The organism is Glaciecola sp. 33A (assembly GCF_002836745.1).
Classification (GTDB): Bacteria; Pseudomonadota; Gammaproteobacteria; order Enterobacterales; family Alteromonadaceae; genus Glaciecola.
Map to the genome: position 1 here is coordinate 24032 of NZ_PJAR01000031.1, position 21575 is coordinate 45606.

Here is a 21575-nt window from a genome sequence, read left to right on the forward strand (position 1 = left end):
TAATGATGCTAAAATTTAGATTGGAAATCTAAGTAATAGCTGCGACCAAAATCGCGATGCGCATCGGCAAAGAAGCCGAAATAGTTGTCCGACAATGGCGCTCGTTCATTGCTTAGGTTACGAATACCAAGACGAATACGAGTATCAACGTTATTCATATCGAAGCGGTAATCAAACGTCGCGTTATAGGTTGTCATCGATGGTATGACATAACGAGTGCCGTCTTCTAGAGTTAATGAACTTTGATAGAAACTACCAATTTTATTACCACTTAACGAAGCACCAAAAGCATTTTTTCTCCATGACACTCTGGCCGAATGGCGCTTTTCTTGGTTGCCGTCTTGACCAATTAAGTCTGCAAAGCCAGCAACAGGGTAGCTGAGTGGAATTTGACCGGCTTCTTGAGCTTGCACAAGAATAGCGGCATCGCCACCGGCTTTCTGTTCAAACTCTTCAATAAAAGAGCCATTGTAGCTGAACTTGAACTTACCCACGTTAGTGTCTACATCATAATAAAGACCAATGTCGTAGCCGGCTAAATTACGCTCATCTAGGTTGGCATATTGGTCGTCAATAAAGCGAATATCACCTGCGGGACATATGCCGGCCGCTTGGTATATAGCCGCTTCGCCTGCGCCAGCATCATCTCGCGATATTACTGGGTTAAATTGTGTTGAAGCACAATTGGCGTTGCCGTTTTCAAGCCTAAGGAATAGGTCTAACAGTGTGTGGTTTTCTTCACCAAATAAGCCAATCGTATTTTCCTTTTTGATTGACCAGTAATCAAAGGTAACGGTAATGTCTTCATTCGGCGTAAAAACAAAACCCAACGATGTATTGATGGATTCTTCAGGATTAAGCGTTTTACTACCTTGTGCAATACGCTGTATTGAATTTCGACAATCTAGCGTCGTTTGGTCAATATCACCGCCATTTTCTGCCGCGTATAAGCACGCATAATCGGTGCGCGTGTTGTTACGTGCCACAATACTTTCATTAATGGTGACTAGGTTAGGTACTCTGTAGGCTTCGGACCATGAACCTCTTAAAAGCAAAGAGTTGATAGGGCGATAGCCAAAGGCCACTTTTCCAACCGTGGTGTCACCAACATCAGAAAAGTCTTCGTAGCGAATTGCAGCCTGCATATCAAAGTTTTCAAAAATCGGAATTTGTAGTTCAGCAAATACTGAGACTACCTCTCTTTCGCCGCGACTATCTGGCGTAGGGCTTGAATTCACAACGTCTGAAACAAACGGGTAGGTATCACCTTCAAAATCGGTAAATGCGATGGTGCCATCCAAACGGTCATCGCGATCATCTTCAAAGGATTCTTCACGATATTCGAAACCAACCACAAAACCCAAGGGCCCTGCGGGTAATTCATAAATGTCAGCATTTGCGAATTTCGCATCAATCATTGTTAACTCAGTTTCACTTTTACGAAAAACGTCGACCAAAGCACGTTCAATATTGGAGTCCACACCACCACTAAATGGATTATATGCAGCCGCAGTGGGGTCAAATAATGCCTCTGTGATTAAAAGGTTAGACACACGATTTGACGTAATGTCATCGGTGGTTGCTTTTGAATGCAATAATGCGGCTTCCCAATCCCATTCGCCAAATGAGCCTCTGAAGCCTTGTAGGAAGCGATACGTGTCGCCGTCGTTATTGACAATGCGGGGCTGTTCGGCAAACCTGTAGTTATCGATAATGAGTTCCAATCCACCGCATGGAACATTTGGGATTAGCGCAGCATCTAGTCTGTTAGGGGAGCCACAAGGACCGAATGGGTTGTAATAGTTTTGCGCACCCACACGCAATGCCGATGTGGAGAATGATGACGTAGCATGGCGTCGTAAATTTGTTTCTGATTGGTAGTAGGATAGTTCGGTGAAGCTTTCAGTGCCATTTTCGAATTCATGGTTAACAAAGACAAATACGCTAGCGCGTGCTAACTCCGAACTTAAATCACGATCTGCATTTAAATTAAGTCTAAACGTACCTTGCCCATCGATACCACCGCAAGTTGTTGCATTTAGGTTGTATTGGCAACGTTCATCACCAATTGGGAAGGTTTCAAACTCGCCTGAGCTATCCGTGAAAATGTCTCTGAGACCTGAAGTAGTCGCACTACTGACCACGTCAAATTGGCCAAATAAGGAGTTTGCTGTGTCGTTTCTAAATGCGGTATCGCCAAACCAAAGTGAGTCTTCAGGTACGCGGTCACTGAAGTCTGAATTAGCCCAGCGTGGGTCATCTTGGGAATTGACTCTATCACGCGCATAGTAGTTAAAAAAGGTGCTTAGGTTAGTGCGGCCATCATTAAAATCTTTACCCCATTCAAGTGATAGGGTTTGTTCTTCGCGCGGTATTTCGTCGTATTGTGCCCAGCGTCCTGATAATGTCAGGCCAACAAAATTTGATTTTACAACATGGTTTACGACACCCGCGACGGCATCAGCACCGTATATTGCGGATGCACCGTCACGTAAAACTTCTACTCGACTTAAGCCTATGATCGGTATGGTGTTAATATTAACTGAGTTGACAGGCACAAAACTGCCGCCAACTTCTTCGGTTTGATAAGATGCTGAGTTGACCATTCTGCGGCCATTAAGCAATACTAATGTGTTACCTGTGCCCAAATTTCTTAGGTTGTAAGTACCAATATCACCGCGAGCAGCATTCACGCCACCACCGATATTTTGGGCTTCATTAAAGAAGTTTTGACCGTTCTCAGGGATGAGTTGTAATAAATCATCCAACGAATCAATGCCGAGTTCACCAATAGCCTCTGCGTCGATTACCGATACAGCAAGTGCTTCGGCAACTTGCCCGCCACGTATGTTTGAACCAATAACTTGTATTTTTTCTATATCTTTATCGTCTTTTTTTACTTCTGCTTCTTGTGCAAAGGCGGAAATAGACAGCAATGAAGCAATGGTTAAAGACAGTAATTTAGGTGTAAAAGTGCCTAGTTTGTTGTGCTGAGAAGGTTTTTTCATGGGTGTTCCCGTTATTATATATTCTGATTATCAATTTAATAACGCCTTAGATTTATAAACCCCCTACTGGCCAATATAAAAATAAATAAAATGTATAAAAGGAATGAGAATGTAGAAAAGTGAATGGAATTTAGCAAGTGAATGGAATTCAGATAAGTGCTGATAACTCAGAAAAGTGATTGCAATTCGGATCAGGGTTTACAATTGTGACAAGTGATTAGAATTCAGACAAGTGTTTACAATGTAAATAAATAATTGGGGTTTAGAAAAGGGCTTGTATTGCAGGAATGAATAGACCGCAAAAAATAAGTCCGATGGTTAATGTATAAGCCCAAGATGAACTACCCTCGGCTAATAAACCTTGAGACGGATTGTTTGTTTGAGTAGGGAAAGGCAACACCACCGATTTATCAATCATGTCGTGCATAGATTTCGTGCAGGCAGTGCGAGCCCAAATTTCAGACAATTCAAAATAGGCTTGTTGATGAGAAGGATCCTTCTGCAGCCAATCAAAAAAGACAGTATGCATGTCCTCAGTTGCCCCAGAGCCCTGGTTATTATCAAGCACAGCAATCCACGAAGCCGCTTGTTCTAGGACTTCATTAGATACCTCATAGCCTGACCACTCTTCTATATTCAAAACGCGGCCTTACTCATTCGTCTAGGTGACATTGCATGCTCATCCTGTTTGCTTGGCAATTGCTCAACCATATACTTTCGACACAATATTAACCCTTTGGTGAGGTGGTTTTCCACTGTTTTCGTAGAAATATTTAGTATATTAGCAATTTGTTGATGTGATTTTCCGTATAATTTTCGTTGAATGAACACTTGCCTACAAATCGGCGGCAGACGATTTATGACTATAATTAAGCGCAAGTTTTCGCTGTCAGTAATTGCTTGCTCCTCTGCGTTCCGTTCACCTTGACACTCTGCAGCAGTGACTTGGCTATGCAGTGTTTGTTGCGATTCTGCGTATCGGTCTTCCACTTTCTTATGGCGAATAGCACTCAATGCTAAGTTTTTTGCGATGAGAGTTAACATCGGACGTAGCCCTTGCAATAACTCTAAATAATTGTGGTGACTTGGTTTGTTTTTTACTAATAGATAAAGTTTTAAATAAGCTTCTTGGGCTATTTCTTCAGCTACGCTGCTGGTCACGAGTTTGTTTAAAAAACTGAGTAAACTTGCTTTAGACCCATGCATGAACATCGATAAAGCGTCATCCAGCAATTCATTACTATTTTTAGTTTCGCAGTCACTCAATTTGATTTACCTCTTGCAATAAGCAAGAAAAATTTCTCTTCCGGTCGCTACAAATAACACTGATTTTATTTTTTTACAAATATTTTACATTTTAGGCTGGTTGGTAACGGCATAATCGCCTGTTTCGGATTGCTTTAGGCTGCTCTGTTGCAACATGATCAGCATTTCTCCAAGGAAGCCATAATTGTATTCCTCAGTCAGCAAGTATCGATTGCACAAGGGCTTTACCATCGATAAGCGCTTTTTTAAGGTGGTCAGTAGTCTATTAGTGCAGGTTCAGTGTATAATATTTGTAAGCTTTAATGATTTACATTTTTATGTACAGTATTAGAAAGAATTCATCAGTTAATAGGAGACAACGTAGTATGCGCAGCGTGAGTATTTTCGCAGGTTCTGTATATGGTAATGCCCAACATGTGGCAGAAGAAGCAAAAACGATGTTTGAAAGCAAAGGGATTAAATGTGACGTGTTTACAGATCCCGAAACATCCGATTTCAGCGCAGCGGAGTCGGTTGTAGTGATAAGTTCTACTACTGGCCAAGGTGATGTTCCTCCAAATTTAGAGTTGTTTCACAGTGATTTACGCGACGAATTTCCGTTAATGAACGGCAAACCGTTTGCGGTTGCAGCATTAGGCGACAGTAGTTATGGCGAAAGCTTTTGCGGTGGTGGCCGTCAGTTTCAAGAGTTACTACTGGAACTGCAAGGTAAGCCAGTGGCAGACATGTTAGAAGTGGATGCGATTGAAACACTTGCGGCTGAAGAAGATGTTCTGCCATGGTTAGAAGGGCTTGTTGACGCGTTAACCGCGTGAACGATAGGATATCTACGCGTCTGCATTAGGTAAAAAAAGCGTTGTAATGACGTAATACACTGCTTTTTAAAACCCACAAAGTAAAAAATGAGCCTAATAACAGCGTTGTTAGGCTCATTTTTTTGCTCGTGTTTTTTATCTATTCAGCGCCACGTAGGATCTCATTAATGCCAACCTTGGCTTTCGTTTTCGCATCTACTTTCTTCACGATAATGGCAGCATATAAGCTATGCGTTCCGCATGGGCTCGGCAAGCTACCCGAGACAACGACCGAGCCAGCAGGAACCCGACCATAAGTCACTGCACCAGTTTCGCGATCGTATATTCTGGTGCTTTGGCTGATATAAACACCCATTGAAATAACACAGCCTTCTTCAACAATGACACCTTCGACGATTTCAGAGCGTGCACCAATAAAACAATTGTCTTCAATGATTGTTGGGTTAGCTTGCAATGGTTCTAAAACACCACCGATGCCCACACCACCAGAAAGATGCACGTTTTTACCAATTTGTGCACACGAACCAACAGTCACCCATGTGTCGACCATAGTGCCTTCATCTACGAATGCGCCAATATTCACATAAGAGGGCATAACAACCACATTGCGGCCAATAAATGAACCTGTGCGCACTGCTGCTGGTGGCACAACACGCATGCCTTCCTCGGCAAAACGTGCAGCCGTATAGTCCGTGAATTTCAGCGGTACTTTGTCGTAATAATTAGTTTCAGCACCTTCAACAAGTTTGTTATCGTGCAGTTTGAAATAAAGTAAGACCGCTTTCTTTAGCCATTCATTGACTTGCCATTCACCGTTTATTTTTTCAGCAACTCTCGCCTTACCAGAGTTCAGTAACTCTACTGCATCAGTCACTGCTGTTCTAATTTCAGCGCTGGCTGTTTGCGCCGTGAAAGTATCACGAGTGTCAAATGCATTTTCTATAATGGTTTGTAAATTGTTCATATTGCTAGGTTCGCTTCTGGTTGGTCTAGTTTTAACGTAATTTGTCTTTTTAGGGTGATTTCTTGGTCTTGCGTTAATGCTTTGCCTTCTTCGTTGGAGACAATAAACACGTCTTCTGCACGCTCACCAATGGTTGAAATTTTAGCTAGCTTTAATGTCAAATTGAGGTCCACAAATAAGTGGCCTATTTTGGCTAAAAGCCCTGGGGCATCTAAAGCCTCTAGCTCAACTAATGTGGTGTATTCAGTAGAAGAATAGAAACGTACTTTTGTTTTAACATCTAACTGTTTCATTTGGCGTGACATTTTTCGTTTATTCGCATGCGAACGACCAGGCTTCATTAATTGCGAACGAACAGCATCAACTAATTTGTTGATATGAAGCTCAGAGTCAATGCGTTGAGAATCTTGATCAAGAATAATCATGCTGTCAAACACATTGCCTTGTTCAGTGACCGTAATTTGTGCATCATGGATCGAGCAATTACGGCTGTCTAGTACGGAAGCTATTTGTGCAAACAAAGCAGGACGATCACTGCAGTAAATCAGTAATTCAGTACCTGCTTTAGATGTGCTGTTACTTGCACTGACCAATATTTCCTCTGGTGCTAAGGTACCTGCTGTGACAATAGTTTGGGTATGCCATGCAATTTGAATTGGCTTAAAGCGGATAAAGTAATCTTTACCCATTTGCTGCCAAAATAACATTGCTTGGGCTTCGCTAATGCCTTTTTCAGCGAGCAAAGCCATTGCATCAGTTTTATGTTGTGCCACCCGTTGTTCGAGAGTCACCTGACATTCCAAACCATTATCGAAGGCCTGCTGGGTCAACAAATACAGTTCACGCAGTAACGAAGCTTTCCAGTCATTCCACAAGTTATCGTTGGTGGCGCGAATATCCGCTAGCGTTAACGCATACAGTAAATTGAGGTTTTCATGACTCTTTACGGTTGTTGCAAACTGATTAATAACGTCGGCATCATAAATATCTCGACGCTGCGCAACTACTGACATCAGTAGATGATGCTCCACTAACCAAGCAATCGTATTTGTATCGGCCTCGGAGATATTATGTAACTCACAAAAATTACGCACATCAACTGCACCTAGCGTTGAGTGGTCTCCTCCTCTTCCTTTTGCTATATCATGAAAAATAGCAGCGATGAAAAGCAGTTCAGGCTTATCGAAATTTTTGACTATTCGATGGCAACGCGGAAATTTATCTACACTGTGGTAATAGCTGTAGACATATTTAACCAAGCGATGTGTATGTTCATCAACAGTATAAGCATGGAATAAATCGAATTGCATCATGCCAACAATCTTATCCCACTCAGGTAAATACGATTGCAATATGCCGTATTTATACATGATGTCCCAACCTAAGTTGAAAAATTCAGGTTGCTTCATTAAGGCAATAAAGCGATCACGGCAGTCCTGCCGATCATGGTAGTACTGATGTTGAAAACGGCGACGAGCATTACGCAGTTGGCGAATACAATCTGCGTCTAAGCCTTGCACATTGTCATGTTGACTAATGAGACTAAGAAAATCGAGTATATCAACAGGGGAGTGAAATGTTTCAGCTTGTGAGGGCGAAACTAAGCCATCTTTTAAATCAAATTTATGATTAAGAGGAATGACCGTTTTGACTTTTTGTTCTAATACGTCATCTTTGAAGCGCAGTAACAACATACTGTTTAATTCAGATACGCGACGCACAATTCTGAAAAAAGCCTTCATCATTCGCTCTACATCTGCTTTGCCATCGCCATAACCTAATAGTTGCGCTACGTCGGTTTGATAGTCAAACAACAGCCGATTTTCGCTGCGCCCTGAAATGAGGTGCAGCGCGAAACGAATTTTCCACAAATCGGAGCGGCATTCAATTAATTCAGCGTGTTCTATTTCAGTGAAATAACCATGTCCAATTAACGTTAAACCGTCATATTCTTGAAAGTGCTTTTTTGCAACCCAACCAAGCGATTGAATGTCACGCAAGCACCCCGGGTTTTCTTTTACATTGGGCTCAAGATTGTACGAGGTGTCGTTGAATTTGTGGTGACGGCGTTGCTGTTCTTCTAATTTTGCTAAAAAGAATTCTTTGCTCGACCACACCTTTGGACTATTCACTTTATCAATTAATTGCTGAAAGGTATCTTCACAGCCACACAGGATCCTAGCTTCAACAAGATTGGTGGCAATGGTAATGTCTGATTTTGCTAATTGAATTGTTTCTTTAACGGTGCGTACAGACTGACCTATTTCTAGTTTCACATCCCATAATAAGGTGATGAACGTTCCCAGGCGTTCTTCAACGCTTGGGTTTATTTTTTTGTCGCTTAGTATTAATAAATCGATATCAGAATACGGCTGTAATTGCCCGCGTCCATATCCACCAACGGCACACAGTGAAAGTGTAGGTTCCTTGTTGAGCTCTAATAACTGCCATGCATGACACAAAAGTGCATCTGTAAAGTCGCTACGGGCAACCACAAGGTTGTCCACTAACTCTTTGTTGAACGAGTTAGTGAGCCATGTATAGTTACTTTTTACTGCGCTTTTAAACGCCGCAATGTCAGTAACGTCTTTGATGCTTTGCAATTGTTGTATTTGGTCTTGAACCGACAAAGTAACTCCTTGGCCATAAAAGGACCCTAATTAGATTGAGAACTGCCGCTACGGCCAATACTGTTGTTTGCTCCTAATTAGTGATTGATTATCCTATCAATATCTTCTTCATCACGTAATGTTAGAATCTCAACGCCGTTTTCAGTGACCAGTAACGTGTGTTCCCACTGTGCACTTAAACTGCGGTCTTTGGTGACCACTGTCCAGTTGTCGGGCAAAATTTTGGAGTAGCGTTTACCGGCATTAACCATTGGCTCGATAGTGAAGCACATACCTGCTTCTATTAAGTCACCAGTGCCTGGTTTGCCATAGTGAACAATTTGTGGGTCTTCATGAAAAACAGCACCGATACCATGACCACAATATTCTCTCACAATTGAATAATTATGTGCCTCAGCATGTTGCTGACAAGCGTGACCAATGTCACCAAGACGCATGCCGGGTTTCACAATTTTGATGGCGTTATATAGACATTCCTGAGTCACTTTAATTAAGCGTTCTGCCAGAATTGAAGGCTTGCCAACAACAAACATTTTTGAGGTGTCACCGTGATAACCGTCTTTAATAATGGTCACGTCGATATTGACAATATCGCCATCTTTTAGTTTTTTGTCACTTGGAATGCCATGGCAAATAACGTGATTAACGGACGTGCAAACTGATTTCGGAAAGGGAGGGTTACCGTAATTTAAGGGTGCTGGAATTGAGTCTTGCACATTAACGATATAATCATGGCAACGTTTATCCAGCTCATCTGTGGTGACCCCTTTTATTACATGCTCTCCAATCATGTTCAGCACTTCTGACGCTAGTTTGCCTGCAATGCGCATCTTGTCTATTTCTTGTGGTGTTTTTATTGTTCCAACCAAGGTCGACCTCTTCGAATTTATTGAGCTAAATTTGATTTACTGTTTACTAATCGCACTAACATTATCACTTATTAATCATCGCGTAAGCGTTATTGTAGTTCCTTTATGCCCTGCATTGTGTTTGTGGTTTGCATTTTTTGTCTTTATAGCGTGCTGCTTAATCGAGTGCGCTGCTTAATCGAGTGTGCTGCTTAATCGAGTGTGCTGCTTAATCGAGTGTGCTGCTTAATCGAGTGCGCTGCTTAATCGAGTGCGCTGCCTAATCGAGTGTGCGGCTTAATGTGCTGAACGTCTATAATAAGTATCATTTCTTCCACTCGCCGGTGAGTATACCAATTTAGTATCCGCTTAACTACGTTGACTTTGAATATCAAATATTTTTTTTACGTTTTTTTATATTGCAGTTTACGTGCAGTCTGTGGCACGGATACAAACGCGGATTAAATTGAAGGCTTGGTTTGATTGAAATTGGGGCGTTGGCCAACGTTTGGTTAACGTTTTGGTTGCCATCGCCCCTTTCGTTTTTACTTAACTTGGGGAGTAATTTGTATAGTCACTGTAACCTTCTGCAGCGCCGCCATACCAGTGGGTTACGTCGGCGTAAGATGTCAGTGGCCAGTCGTTTTTGTAGCGCTCGGGCAAGTCTGGGTTGGTTATATAAGGACGCCCAAATGCAATCATATCTGCTCGGTTGTTGGCGATAGCGTCGTTAGCTGCTGCATAGTCGTAACCGCAGTTACCAACAATGATATTGTCGAATAACGGCCTAACGTCGGCCAGTGTCATTGGTTCGCCGCGTTCATGGAAACCGAAAGCTAGGCCGTCCATTACGTGCAAATATCCAATTCCCTGTTGATTCAAATATTTGATGGCCGTTATATATAGTTCGTTATAGTCGTCGCATCCCATTGCATTGAAAACCCCATTTGGAGATAGACGAACGCCAATAGCATTGCTTGGATAAACTTCTTGCACCGCCGTGATAACTTCTCTCAAGAAGCGCATTCTGTTTTCAATGCTGCCACCATATTCGTCTTCTCTTTGGTTGCTCACGCCATCTAAAAATTGGTTTATTAAATAACCATTGGCGGCATGTACTTCAACGCCATCAAAGCCGGCTGCTTTTGCATTGAGTGCGGCTTGTTTAAAATCGTTAACGGTATTGGCAATGTCTTCTTTGGTCATTGCTTTTGGCGTTTCATAGTCCTTTTTACCGTTTTGAGTGTGAATTTGATCGTTTGGTATTTTTATTGCTGATGCACTTAATGGCAACTCACCGTCGTGGAAGTCACTGTGTGAAGAACGCCCGCAATGCCATAGCTGGAGGACCATTTTACTGTTTTTTGCATGCACTCTTTCAACTATCGACTTCCAGCCAGCGATCATTTCATCGGTGTAAATGCCTGGCGAGTCTATCCAGCCTATGCCTTGCTTTGAAATAATCGTGGCTTCTGCAATGACAAGGCCAGCCGTTGCCCGTTGTTCGTAATAATCGCCCATAATTTGATTAGGGACCCGAGACCCAGTGGCGCGCCCTCGCGTCAGCGGTGCCAATACGAATCTATTTTTTAATTCTTCACCAAAAAGTGATACTGGTGAATGCATTGTAATGTTGGACATATATTTTTCCATTGTGAACAGGCATCATATATGACGATGAAAATTATGAATTCAAGTGTATTAAACCCCTGTTTTTTGTTGATCCCAGCGGTCTAAAATGGTATAAAGCGCGCGCTGTTTGGGAATATTGCAAAACTTCTCAACATTAAACAGTACAATTTAACTAAAAACACACATATACCGACACTGATCTCGGGGTGTCTAACACGTTGTTATTACAACGTTTTGGATCGAGAGCAGGGGTATATGGAGGCCTAACCCCTAAATAGGAAAATATAAAATGGCAAACGTATCAATGCGTGACATGCTACAAGCCGGCGTTCACTTCGGTCACCAAACTCGTTATTGGAATCCAAAAATGGCTCAGTACATTTTTGGCGCTCGTAACCGAGTTCATATCATCAACTTAGAAAAGACAGTTCCTTTATTCAATGAAGCGCTAAGCTATCTTTCTGGTGTTTCTCACAAGAAAGGTAAAATTTTATTTGTTGGTACCAAGCGTGCAGCAAGTATAGCGGTCAGAGAAGCAGCTGAAAAATGTGATCAATTCTACGTAAACAAGCGTTGGTTGGGTGGTATGTTGACTAACTGGAAAACAGTTCGTCAATCAATCAAGCGTCTTAAAGATTTAGAAGTACAGTCTGCTGACGGTACGTTCGAGAAACTAACTAAGAAAGAAGTGTTAATGCTTCAGCGCGAAATGACTAAACTAGAAGGTAGTTTAGGTGGTATCAAGAACATGGGTGGTCTTCCAGACGTCATCTTTGTTATCGATGCCGACCATGAGCACATTGCAGTAACAGAAGCTCGCAACCTTGGTATTCCAGTTGTGGGTGTAGTAGATACTAACTCTAATCCAGATGGCGTTGATTACGTTATCCCTGGTAACGACGATGCTATCCGCGCGGTTAATCTTTACACTAGTGCTGCTGCTGATGCGATCAACGAAGGTCGTAATCAAGACATAATTGTTGCAACTTCTGAAAAAGATGATTTCGTAGAAGCCGCAGAGTAAGCTATACAAGTAGATTATCAAAGGGGGCTAATGCCCCCTTTTCTAAATATCCATATTTTGAGGACAAGAAAATGGCAGTGACAGCAGCACTGGTTAAAGAAATACGCGAGCGCACTGGCGCTGGCATGCTAGATTGTAAGAACGCATTAGTTGAAACTGATGGTGATATCGAGCTAGCAATTGAAAATATGCGCAAATCTGGTCAAGCAAAAGCGGCTAAGAAAGCAGGTCGTATTGCAGCAGAAGGCGTTATATTAACTAACATCTCTAGTGGCAAAGCGACTATGATGGAAGTCAACTGTGAAACTGATTTCGTTGCCCGCGACGAAGGTTTCCTCGCTTTTGGTAATAAATTGATTGACGTTGCTGCGGCACAAGGCATCAATGATATAGACACGTTACTTGCAGCTGAGCTCGACGGTTCAACTGTCGCTACAGTGCGTGACACATTGGTTACCAAAATTGGTGAAAACATCAGCCCACGTCGCGTTATAAATGTTGAAGGTTCAACATTAGGTGCATACGTCCATGGCGGTCGTATTGGTGTTATCGTAATTTTGGAAGGTGGCGACGAAGAGCTAGCAAAAGATATTGCTATGCACGTTGCAGCTGCTAGCCCGCAATTCGTTAAGCCTTCTGATGTTCCAGAAGCTGTTATTGCAAAAGAGAAAGAGATTCAAATCGACATCGCTATTCAATCTGGTAAGCCAGCTGATATCGCCGAGAAAATGGTTTCTGGCCGCATGAAGAAATTCACTGGCGAAGTCAGCCTAACTGGTCAGCCATTCATTAAAGATCCAGCACAAAGTGTTGGTGACCTTTTGAAATCTAAAGGCGCAGATGTTGTAAACTTTATTCGCTTTGAAGTGGGTGAGGGTATAGAGAAGAAATCTGAAGATTTTGCTGCAGAAGTTGCTGCACAATTGGAAGCAGCTAAGAAATAAGTGCTTCTATTGCTTTTGTAATCACCGATTCTCGGATAAAATATGAAGCACCTCAATAGAGGTGCTTTTTTATAGATGGTAAACGTGTTTACTACCAAGCACCGCATGGATGGGCTCGCGGCGACTTTTACTTACACCAAGGCTGCGGGCTGACAGTCATATTTTAGCGCTGTATGATTAATACAATGGCTATCGGCTTACCGTCATATTTTAGCTCTCTTTAAATGAGCATAAAAAAATAGACAAAACCACTGCAAAGGACACACAATGACAACCATACCAAAAGCTGCTTACAGACGCATTTTGCTAAAATTGAGCGGTGAAGCTCTAATGGGCGATGAAAACTTTGGAATTGACGCCAAAGTGTTGGACCGCATGGCGCTTGAAATAAAAGAAATAGTGGAGCTGGGCGTAGAAGTCGGTCTAGTTATCGGTGGTGGTAACTTATTCCGCGGCGAAGGGTTGGCCAAGGCCGGTATGCATCGTGTTGTTGGCGACCACATGGGCATGCTAGCAACCGTCATGAACGGTTTGGCAATGCGCGATGCACTACACCGAGCTTTCGTGAATGCGCGCCTAATGTCAGCTATCCCGTTAAATGGTGTTTGTGACCCCTATAACTGGGCAGACGCTATTAGTTTTCTAAAATCAGGTAGAGTTGTGATATTCTCTGCTGGTACAGGTAACCCATTCTTCACAACAGACTCTGCTGCATGTTTACGCGGTATCGAAATTGAAGCCGAAGCCGTGCTGAAAGCAACCAAAGTTGATGGTGTTTACAGTGCTGACCCTGTGAAAAATCCAGATGCCGTTTTATTAAAACGCATCAGTTACCAAGAAGTACTAGAAAAAGAACTAAAAGTAATGGACCTATCAGCCTTTACGTTGGCTCGCGACCACAACATACCAATTAGAGTTTTCAATATGAATAAACCAGGTTGTTTGAAGCGGATCGTATTAGGTGACGACGAAGGCACCACTATCTGTCATCCGGAAAAAGTATAAAATAAGGATTTTGTTGTGATTGATGAAATTGAAATAGATGCTCAGCAGCGCATGGAAAAAAGTATTGTTGCGTTAAAAAGCCAGTTAAGCAAGATCAGAACGGGTCGTGCTCATCCAAGTTTGCTAGATAGCATTATGGTGCCGTACTACGGGTCTAACACACCGCTAAAACAAGTGGCTAACGTAGTTGCAGAGGACAATCGCACGCTTGCGTTGTCGGTTTTCGATAAAAGCATTATTCAAGCTGTCGAAAAAGCGATTATGCAGTCAAACTTGGGTTTGAATCCGATGAGTGCAGGCACGACAATACGCATTCCAATGCCAGCACTGACTGAAGAGCGCCGCAAAGACTTAATCAAAGTCGTGCGTCATGAAGCGGAGCAGGGCAGAGTTGCTGTGCGTAATATTCGCCGAGAAGCAAACAGCGATATTAAAGAATTACTTAAAGAAAAAGAAGCCAGTGAAGATCAAAGTCGTGCTGGTGAAGAGAACATCCAAACGTTGACCAACGAATTTATCAAGAACATTGATAATATTCTCGCTGACAAAGAAAAAGAATTGATGGAAGTGTAGACCCTTGAGTACCGAAAGTTCGTCTAAAGAGTCGGCGTCATTCGTCGGCACTTTGCCAAAGCATGTGGCCATTATAATGGATGGCAACGGTCGCTGGGCGCAACAGCAAGGAAAGTTAAGAACCTTCGGTCATAAGGCGGGAGTCAAAGCTGTTCGTGCATCTGTTAGATATGCTCGAAAAAAAGGCATAAAAGCACTCACCTTATTTGCTTTCAGTAGTGAAAATTGGAAACGTCCTAAAGACGAAGTTACTATTTTGATTCAGCTTTTTAATCTTGTTTTAGCGAGTGAGGTCAAGAAACTTAACAAAAATAATATTCGTCTTAAAGTAATCGGTGATTTATCCGCTTTTGATAAAAAATTAGTTGAGAAGATCCGCAAAGCCGAACTCCTGACTGAAAATAATACCGCGCTAACACTCAATATTGCTGCTAATTATGGCGGCCGTTGGGATATCGTGAAAGCGGTTCAAAAAATAGCTGATGATGTAAAACAAGGGTGTATTAAAGCAGAAGACATCACAGAAGATAGCTTCAATCAATACACTTGTATGTCTGATTTACCCTCGTTGGATTTAATGATCCGAACGGGTGGCGACCATAGAATAAGCAACTTTTTATTGTGGCAATCCGCATATGCAGAATTCTATTTTTGTGAGACACTTTGGCCAGACTTCGACGAACAGAAGTTTGATGATGCTATTTTGGACTTCTGTCAAAGACAAAGAAGGTTTGGACAAATTGGTGCGCAAGTGAGTTCAGACAACCAAGGTCAAGGTTAATGTTAAAACAAAGAATAATAACAGCACTCATTCTTGCACCCTTGGCAATTTTAGCTATTTTATTTTTACCGGTTGAAGAATTTAAAATTGCGGTTGCCGGCGTAGTCGCCTTAGGCGCCTACGAATGGGCTAATATGTCAGGTATTACTGGCCGGGTATCAAAAGCCTCTTTCATGTCTCTCATAGTGCTTATATGTGGGGTGCTTATTTTTGCTGTGGACGGTCAAGAAGTTTGGTATCAAGGCGAATTAAATAGTATTTATAAAACAATACTGGGTATTGCTGCTGTTTGGTGGGCGGTGTCACTTGGTATGATCCTAACGTATCCAAAATACAGTTCAGTTTGGACACAGAATGTGCCAATTAGAGCGGCTTTTGGGGTGCTTACTCTGATCCCAACGTGGGTTGCAGTCATTAGTTTACGCAACAATTTATATGAAGTTGACCCGTTTTATGGTGCCTCGCTTATTTTTTACGTGCTCGGCATCGTGTGGGCTGCAGATATCGGTGCATTCTTTGTTGGAGTTAAATTTGGTAAGCATAAATTGCGCCCCAATGTTTCTCCTGGCAAAAGTATAGAGGGCTTGTTTGGCGGTGTAATGGCATCACTCGCTATCATTGCGTTTGCTGCGTTGCATTATCAGTTTGAAGCTAGCCGGATGGGCTTACATTTACTTATCGGCATTATCACGGTAGCTGTATCTGCATTAGGTGATTTAAATGAGAGTATGTTTAAACGTTGTGCGGGCATTAAAGATAGCGGCAGATTGCTTCCTGGTCATGGTGGTATAATGGATCGAATCGATAGTTTAACCGCCGCATTCCCTATTTTTGCATTCTGTTATGTCATATGGATGGCATAGCCAACTATGTTAATATCGGCGTCACCGTTATTTATTTCACACTCCTTAATCTAAAGGTCTGGCAGATATTGTGAGAACCATTACTGTCCTAGGGGCAACCGGCTCTATAGGTCAAAACACGATTAACGTGATTTGTCGTCATCCTGACAAGTTTCGTGTTTTTGCGATAACTGGCCACACTAGCTTAGATGCGCTTGTGCAGCTTGCTGTAAAATGCGCTCCGCGTTATATCGTGTTGTCCGATCCAGAAGCTTACACTGCATTCGCAACATTATTAAAAAAAGAAAATTGTCACTCTGAGGTGTTAGTTGGTGCGCAAGCGTTGGACGATGTATGTTCAGCACCAGAAGTAGACACCGTAATGTCGGCTATTGTTGGCGCGGCAGGATTACTTCCTACATTAGCTGCGGTGCGCGCTGGCAAACGCGTATTGTTGGCTAACAAAGAATCGTTAGTGATGTCTGGCGAGCTGTTTATGAATGCAGTGCGCGAGCATAAAGCGGAACTATTACCTATAGACAGTGAACACAATGCTATTTTTCAATGCTTACCGCACGATTTTGAATACGGAAATTTAGAAAAATCAGGTATAACTAAAATTTTGCTAACGGGTTCTGGTGGCCCGTTTAGAACCCTAGCGGATGCGTCATTTGATTCGATTACCCCAGACCAAGCTTGTGACCATCCGACGTGGGCAATGGGACGAAAAATTTCCGTTGATTCCGCAACGATGATGAACAAGGGGCTGGAATTTATTGAAGCCAAATGGCTTTTTGGTCTGCACGAAGATGACATCGAAGTGGTATTGCACCCACAAAGCACCATCCATTCGATGGTGCAATATGTCGATGGTTCAATCATTGCACAACTCGGCAATCCGGATATGCGCACGTCAATCGCTTATGGCTTGAGCTTTCCCGACCGAATAACGTCTGGGGTAGAAGCGGTTGACTTTTCAAGTTTGACAGACTTTAGTTTTTCAAAGCCAGATAAAAATCGATACCCTAGCTTGTACTTAGCAATTGAAGCCTGCAAGCAGGGACAAGCAGCAACAACTGCAATTAACGCAGCCAATGAAGTGGCGGTTGATGCATTTTTAAAAGGACAGATTAAGTTTACTGACATTGCAAAAGTGAATCAACAAGTACTACAGAAAACCAATTCCATTGAACTCACGAGTATTGTGCAAGTTTTAGAGCATGATACAGAGGCAAGAGTTTTAGCCCAACAAATAGTAAGGAAGTTGAATTAGTGTTTGAAATTATTCGAAACATTGGTGCGTTTATCATGGCATTGGGCATTTTAGTAGCCGTGCATGAATGGGGACACTTTATCATTGCCAGAAAGTGTGGGGTTAAGGTCCTGCGTTTTTCTATTGGCTTTGGTAAACCGTTATATAAACGCATTACATCGACAGGCATGGAGTTTGTTATTGCTGCCATTCCACTTGGTGGCTATGTAAGAATGTTAGACAGCAGGGTAGATGATGTTGCAGAGCAAGATAAAGCTGAATCGTTTGACATCCAACCCGTGTGGAAACGATTCGCAATAGTAGCAGCAGGGCCCGGTATTAACTTTTTATTTGCGATTTTAATCTTAATGGTTGTCGCCATGATTGGGCAAGACAAGGCAAAACCTTATATAGGCGAGATAAATCCTGAGTCGTATATGGCCGCAACCGGGATTGAAGTGGGCGATAAAATTACTGCAGTGGATGGTGCTAACACCAAAACTTGGCAAGCGGTCAACATAGAACTGATGCGCTTTATTGGTGGCGACCATATTCCATTGTCCGTTGAAAAACCAAATGGGCAAGCTGTTTCTTATAAAATGGAGATGCCCAATTGGCAGTTTGATCCTGAATTAGACAATATGTTTACCTCAATTGGCTTTGAACCATTCAGAACAAAGCCGAGTAAAATCATTGGCCTAGTGTTACCTGGCGGTCCCTCATCGCAAGCAGGCTTGCAAGAAAACGATGAAATACTAAAACTAAATGGAACCTTCATGGATGAATGGGGACAAATAGTGGACTATGTAAAGCCAAGAGCAAACGAGACAATTGAAGTTGAAGTGTTGCGAAACGGCGGTTCTATGGTGTTCTCAGTTACCTTAGGTGAAATTAAAACGGCGACGGGTACTGATGGTAGGCTGGGTATTTCTTCTCAGGTTGGAGCATATCCTGAAGCGTATTATTTTCATGACAAATCAGGACCTTTTGATGCTTTAGTCAAAGGAACGCAAGAAACGTGGCGATTAATGACTCTAACTGTCGAAATGTTAGGCAAATTTATTAATGGTGATGTTGCGGTTAAAAATCTGAGTGGCCCTATTTCTATTGCCCAAGGCGCTGGAATGAGTGCAAGTTATGGAATTGTTGTATTTTTAGGGTTTTTGGCCCTAATCAGTGTTAATCTTGGGATCATAAATTTGTTACCATTACCCATGTTGGACGGCGGGCATTTAATGTACTTTATCGCCGAATGGATAACAGGCAAGCCTGTCCCAGACGCAGTGCAGGAAGTTGGATTTAGGATAGGTGGCGTTTTGTTATTCACGCTAATGGCGGTTGCCATTTTTAACGACATCAATCGCATCACATAATAATAGTTTTGTAAAAAAACGTGTTTTGGAAGAATATTAGTAAATGAAGTGTAAACAGTTAGTTCTTATTGCCTTGATGGCATTTACCTCGTTATCATTTGCACAGAGTAAATCTGAATTTGTGGTAGAAGATATTCGCGTTGAAGGTTTGCAGCGTGTCGCCCTAGGTGCCGCTCTTACTTACCTTCCAGTGCAGGTCGGCGATCCGTTAAATTCCTTCCGTATTAGTCAATTAATACGTTCTTTGTATTCTTCCACGCACTTTGAAAAAGTTGAAATACTGCGCGACGGTGACGTACTGATTGTGCGCGTCTCTGAGCGGCCAACTATTAGCAACATCGTGTTCGAAGGCAATGATGATATTAAAGATGAGCAGCTTGATGAAAGTTTGCAAAACTCAAATATCCGTGTCGGTGAGCCATTAGATAGAACGGTGTTAACTTCCATCGAAAATGGCTTGAAAGACTTCTTTTATAGTATTGGTAAATACAATGCTGATGTCACTGCTATTGTAACCCCGCTACCAAGAAATCGTGTTGACTTGAAATTGCTTTTTGAAGAAGGTGAGGCGGCTAAAATTAAACAAGTTAATATTGTCGGTAACGAATTGTTCGATGACGAAACATTGTTTCAAATAATGGAACTGAAATTTGACACCCCTTGGTGGGATTTTACGTCTGAAACACGTTATCAACAACAAACATTGTCGGGTGATTTGGAAAAATTAACCAGCTTCTATAAAGACAGAGGTTACTTACGCTTTGCCATTAGTACTACGCAAGTATCAATGACCCCAGAAAAAGATGCCATTTATATTGGTATGAACTTAGATGAAGGCGAGCAATACACCATTTCTGAAGTTGAATTGGTTGGCGATCTCTTGGGCTTTGAAGACTTTTTAAATCAAGTCCTGCCGCTTTCTGCAGGTGAGTTGTATAATCAAGCAACGGTGACGTACAGCGAAGAATTTATTAGTAAGTACTTAGGACGTTTTGGCTATGCTTACCCGACGGTAACCACGATTCCAGACATCAATGATGAAGACAAAACGGTGAAGCTGTCGTTGTCTGTTGATCCTGGTAAACGTATTTACGTTCGCCGCATAAACTTCCAAGGTAATGTGATTACGTCAGACGAAGTACTGCGTCAAAACCTTAGCCAGCTTGAAGGTACGTGGTTGTCAGAGCAATTATTAGAAGGCTCAAAGGCATCTTTATCTCGGTTGACGTATATGGAAACGGTTGATTTTGAGACAATCAGGGTGCCTGGCGAAGACGACAAAGTTGATGTTGAGTTTAAAGTAAAAGAACAAGCCTCAGGCTCGTTCCAAGCTGGTATTGGTTATGGTGATAACACCAAACTAAGCTTAAATGCAGGCATTCAACAGGACAATTTCTTAGGAACCGGTAAGCGCATTGGTTTGAACGTGTCTACGGTGTCTTATCAACAGTCAATACAGTTAAATTACACTGACCCTTACTTCACGATCGACGGTATTAGTTTGGGCGGTAGTGTCGGTTATAGTAAGTTTGATGGTGGTAACTTTGGTGTCGTTCAATACGACAGTGAACGTTATCAAATAGGCGCAAACGTGGGTTATCCTATTAATGAGGTAAACCGAATTAGTTTTGGATTAACCTATGCCAATGTTGAGCTATCAAGCGATAATACATCTTTTGAACAAACGGCACGCTTCTATGACCAATTTAGAACCTTAGATCAGCCTGATTCAGCGATTAAATATCAAAGTTTCTTAGCATCAGCGACTTGGTCACGTTCAACCCTCAACCGCGGTTTATTCCCGACAGATGGTTCGTCGCAACGTGCATCATTTAGTATCACAACGCCGAATTCAGATGTTAACTATTTCAAATTTATTGCAGACACCAAATGGTATTATGCACTGAGCCAAAATCAGCGTTGGTCAATCCTTGCTAGAATGCGTTTAGGTTATGGTAACGGTTATGGCGATAAAAATGGCAGTGAGCAAATACTGCCATTTACTGAAAACTTTACCGCCGGTGGTGCTGATACATTGCGCGGTTTTGAAGACAACACGGTGGGGCCGCGTGGCGTTCAGCGTATTTCCTCACAAATTGGCACCACCCCATTTGGTACGCCTGTTTTCGGTAGCCCGGATACTGACAGTGTCGTTGTTTCACAAAGAAGCTTAGGTGGTAACGCGATGGCCATAGGTGGTTTAGAGTTAATTGTACCAACCCCCTTTGTTGATACCGAATTCGACAGTTCAGTACGCACTTCAATTTTCCTTGATGTGGGTAATGTGTGGGATACTGAGTTTGATTACAACGAATACAAAGATCTTGAATTCGTTGGCAGAAGCGGTGCAGGTCAACCCTCAGCAGTAGGTGATTTCAGCGATTGGAGTCAGTTCAGAAGTTCTGCCGGCATATCCGTACAATGGATTTCACCGATGGGACCGCTAGTATTTAGCTTTTCTAAAGAAATTAGTTCAGAAGATGGTGATAATCCTAAATTCTTTACGTTTAACATTGGCTCAACTTTCTAAAGCCTTGTTAACGTAGTATCATATACACAAATCAAGCTTATAATAGTTGGGTGCCAAGACGCCCAATAAAAAACGGAACAGATTAAAG

The 21575-nt window shown here is 42.2% G+C and carries 17 protein-coding genes; 10 read left to right on the forward strand and 7 right to left on the reverse strand.

Annotation, left to right across the window (positions count from 1 at the left end; all coding sequences use genetic code 11):
- Positions 1 to 8: 8 nt before the first annotated feature.
- The 3 genes from CXF81_RS05410 to CXF81_RS05420 all read right to left on the reverse strand — a co-directional run bounded on the left by CXF81_RS05410 (position 9) and on the right by CXF81_RS05420 (position 4274).
- Positions 9 to 3008 (reverse strand): TonB-dependent receptor domain-containing protein, encoded by a 3000-nt coding sequence (locus tag CXF81_RS05410; protein WP_101180355.1) that lies wholly within the window; start codon positions 3006 to 3008, stop codon positions 9 to 11.
- 262 nt (positions 3009 to 3270) lie between these two features.
- Entirely contained in the window at positions 3271 to 3648 is a 378-nt protein-coding gene (locus CXF81_RS05415; RefSeq protein WP_101180356.1) for a DUF4880 domain-containing protein, read from the reverse strand.
- Positions 3645 to 4274: a sigma-70 family RNA polymerase sigma factor gene (locus CXF81_RS05420; RefSeq protein ID WP_101180357.1), complete on the reverse strand. Its 630-nt coding sequence runs from the start codon at positions 4272 to 4274 to the stop codon at positions 3645 to 3647. The genes CXF81_RS05415 and CXF81_RS05420 overlap by 4 nt, the downstream gene beginning before the upstream one ends.
- A gap of 365 nt (positions 4275 to 4639) precedes the next feature.
- Here CXF81_RS05420 and CXF81_RS05425 point away from each other — a divergent pair, with 365 nt between their 5' ends.
- Complete coding sequence (locus CXF81_RS05425) at positions 4640 to 5089, forward strand: flavodoxin domain-containing protein (protein WP_101180358.1); 450 nt, start codon at positions 4640 to 4642, stop codon at positions 5087 to 5089.
- 139 nt (positions 5090 to 5228) lie between these two features.
- Here CXF81_RS05425 and dapD read toward each other — a convergent pair whose 3' ends face one another.
- The 4 genes from dapD to CXF81_RS05445 all read right to left on the reverse strand — a co-directional run bounded on the left by dapD (position 5229) and on the right by CXF81_RS05445 (position 11172).
- Entirely contained in the window at positions 5229 to 6053 is an 825-nt protein-coding gene (gene dapD, locus CXF81_RS05430; RefSeq protein WP_101180359.1) for a 2,3,4,5-tetrahydropyridine-2,6-dicarboxylate N-succinyltransferase, read from the reverse strand.
- Positions 6050 to 8683, reverse strand: a complete 2634-nt coding sequence (gene glnD, locus CXF81_RS05435; RefSeq protein ID WP_101180360.1) for a [protein-PII] uridylyltransferase — start codon at positions 8681 to 8683, stop codon at positions 6050 to 6052. The genes dapD and glnD overlap by 4 nt, the downstream gene beginning before the upstream one ends.
- Positions 8684 to 8760: 77 nt before the next feature.
- Positions 8761 to 9552 (reverse strand): type I methionyl aminopeptidase, encoded by a 792-nt coding sequence (gene map / locus CXF81_RS05440; RefSeq protein WP_101180361.1) that lies wholly within the window; start codon positions 9550 to 9552, stop codon positions 8761 to 8763.
- 528 nt (positions 9553 to 10080) lie between these two features.
- Positions 10081 to 11172: an alkene reductase gene (locus CXF81_RS05445; RefSeq protein ID WP_101180362.1), complete on the reverse strand. Its 1092-nt coding sequence runs from the start codon at positions 11170 to 11172 to the stop codon at positions 10081 to 10083.
- 280 nt (positions 11173 to 11452) lie between these two features.
- On the opposite strand from CXF81_RS05445, the gene rpsB reads away from it, so the two are divergent.
- The 9 genes from rpsB to bamA all read left to right on the forward strand — a co-directional run bounded on the left by rpsB (position 11453) and on the right by bamA (position 21487).
- Entirely contained in the window at positions 11453 to 12187 is a 735-nt protein-coding gene (gene rpsB / locus CXF81_RS05450; RefSeq protein WP_101180363.1) for a 30S ribosomal protein S2, read from the forward strand.
- A 71-nt stretch (positions 12188 to 12258) separates the two neighbouring features.
- Positions 12259 to 13131, forward strand: a complete 873-nt coding sequence (gene tsf, locus CXF81_RS05455) for a translation elongation factor Ts (RefSeq protein ID WP_101180364.1) — start codon at positions 12259 to 12261, stop codon at positions 13129 to 13131.
- 267 nt (positions 13132 to 13398) lie between these two features.
- Positions 13399 to 14136, forward strand: a complete 738-nt coding sequence (gene pyrH, locus CXF81_RS05460) for a UMP kinase (protein WP_101180365.1) — start codon at positions 13399 to 13401, stop codon at positions 14134 to 14136.
- 15 nt (positions 14137 to 14151) lie between these two features.
- Positions 14152 to 14709 (forward strand): ribosome recycling factor, encoded by a 558-nt coding sequence (frr, locus tag CXF81_RS05465; RefSeq protein ID WP_006012881.1) that lies wholly within the window; start codon positions 14152 to 14154, stop codon positions 14707 to 14709.
- A gap of 4 nt (positions 14710 to 14713) precedes the next feature.
- A complete protein-coding gene (uppS, locus tag CXF81_RS05470; RefSeq protein ID WP_101180366.1) occupies positions 14714 to 15490 on the forward strand; it encodes a polyprenyl diphosphate synthase in 777 nt (258 codons plus the stop codon).
- Positions 15490 to 16353: a phosphatidate cytidylyltransferase gene (locus CXF81_RS05475; protein ID WP_101180367.1), complete on the forward strand. Its 864-nt coding sequence runs from the start codon at positions 15490 to 15492 to the stop codon at positions 16351 to 16353. Before uppS ends, CXF81_RS05475 begins: the two co-directional genes overlap by 1 nt.
- Positions 16354 to 16423: 70 nt before the next feature.
- A complete protein-coding gene (gene ispC, locus CXF81_RS05480) occupies positions 16424 to 17605 on the forward strand; it encodes a 1-deoxy-D-xylulose-5-phosphate reductoisomerase (protein WP_101180368.1) in 1182 nt (393 codons plus the stop codon).
- Positions 17605 to 18957 carry a sigma E protease regulator RseP gene (gene rseP / locus CXF81_RS05485; RefSeq protein ID WP_101180369.1) on the forward strand — a complete coding sequence of 451 codons (1353 nt, stop codon included), beginning with the start codon at positions 17605 to 17607 and terminating at the stop codon, positions 18955 to 18957. The genes ispC and rseP overlap by 1 nt, the downstream gene beginning before the upstream one ends.
- A gap of 43 nt (positions 18958 to 19000) precedes the next feature.
- Complete coding sequence (bamA, locus tag CXF81_RS05490) at positions 19001 to 21487, forward strand: outer membrane protein assembly factor BamA (protein WP_101180370.1); 2487 nt, start codon at positions 19001 to 19003, stop codon at positions 21485 to 21487.
- Positions 21488 to 21575 lie beyond the last annotated feature (88 nt).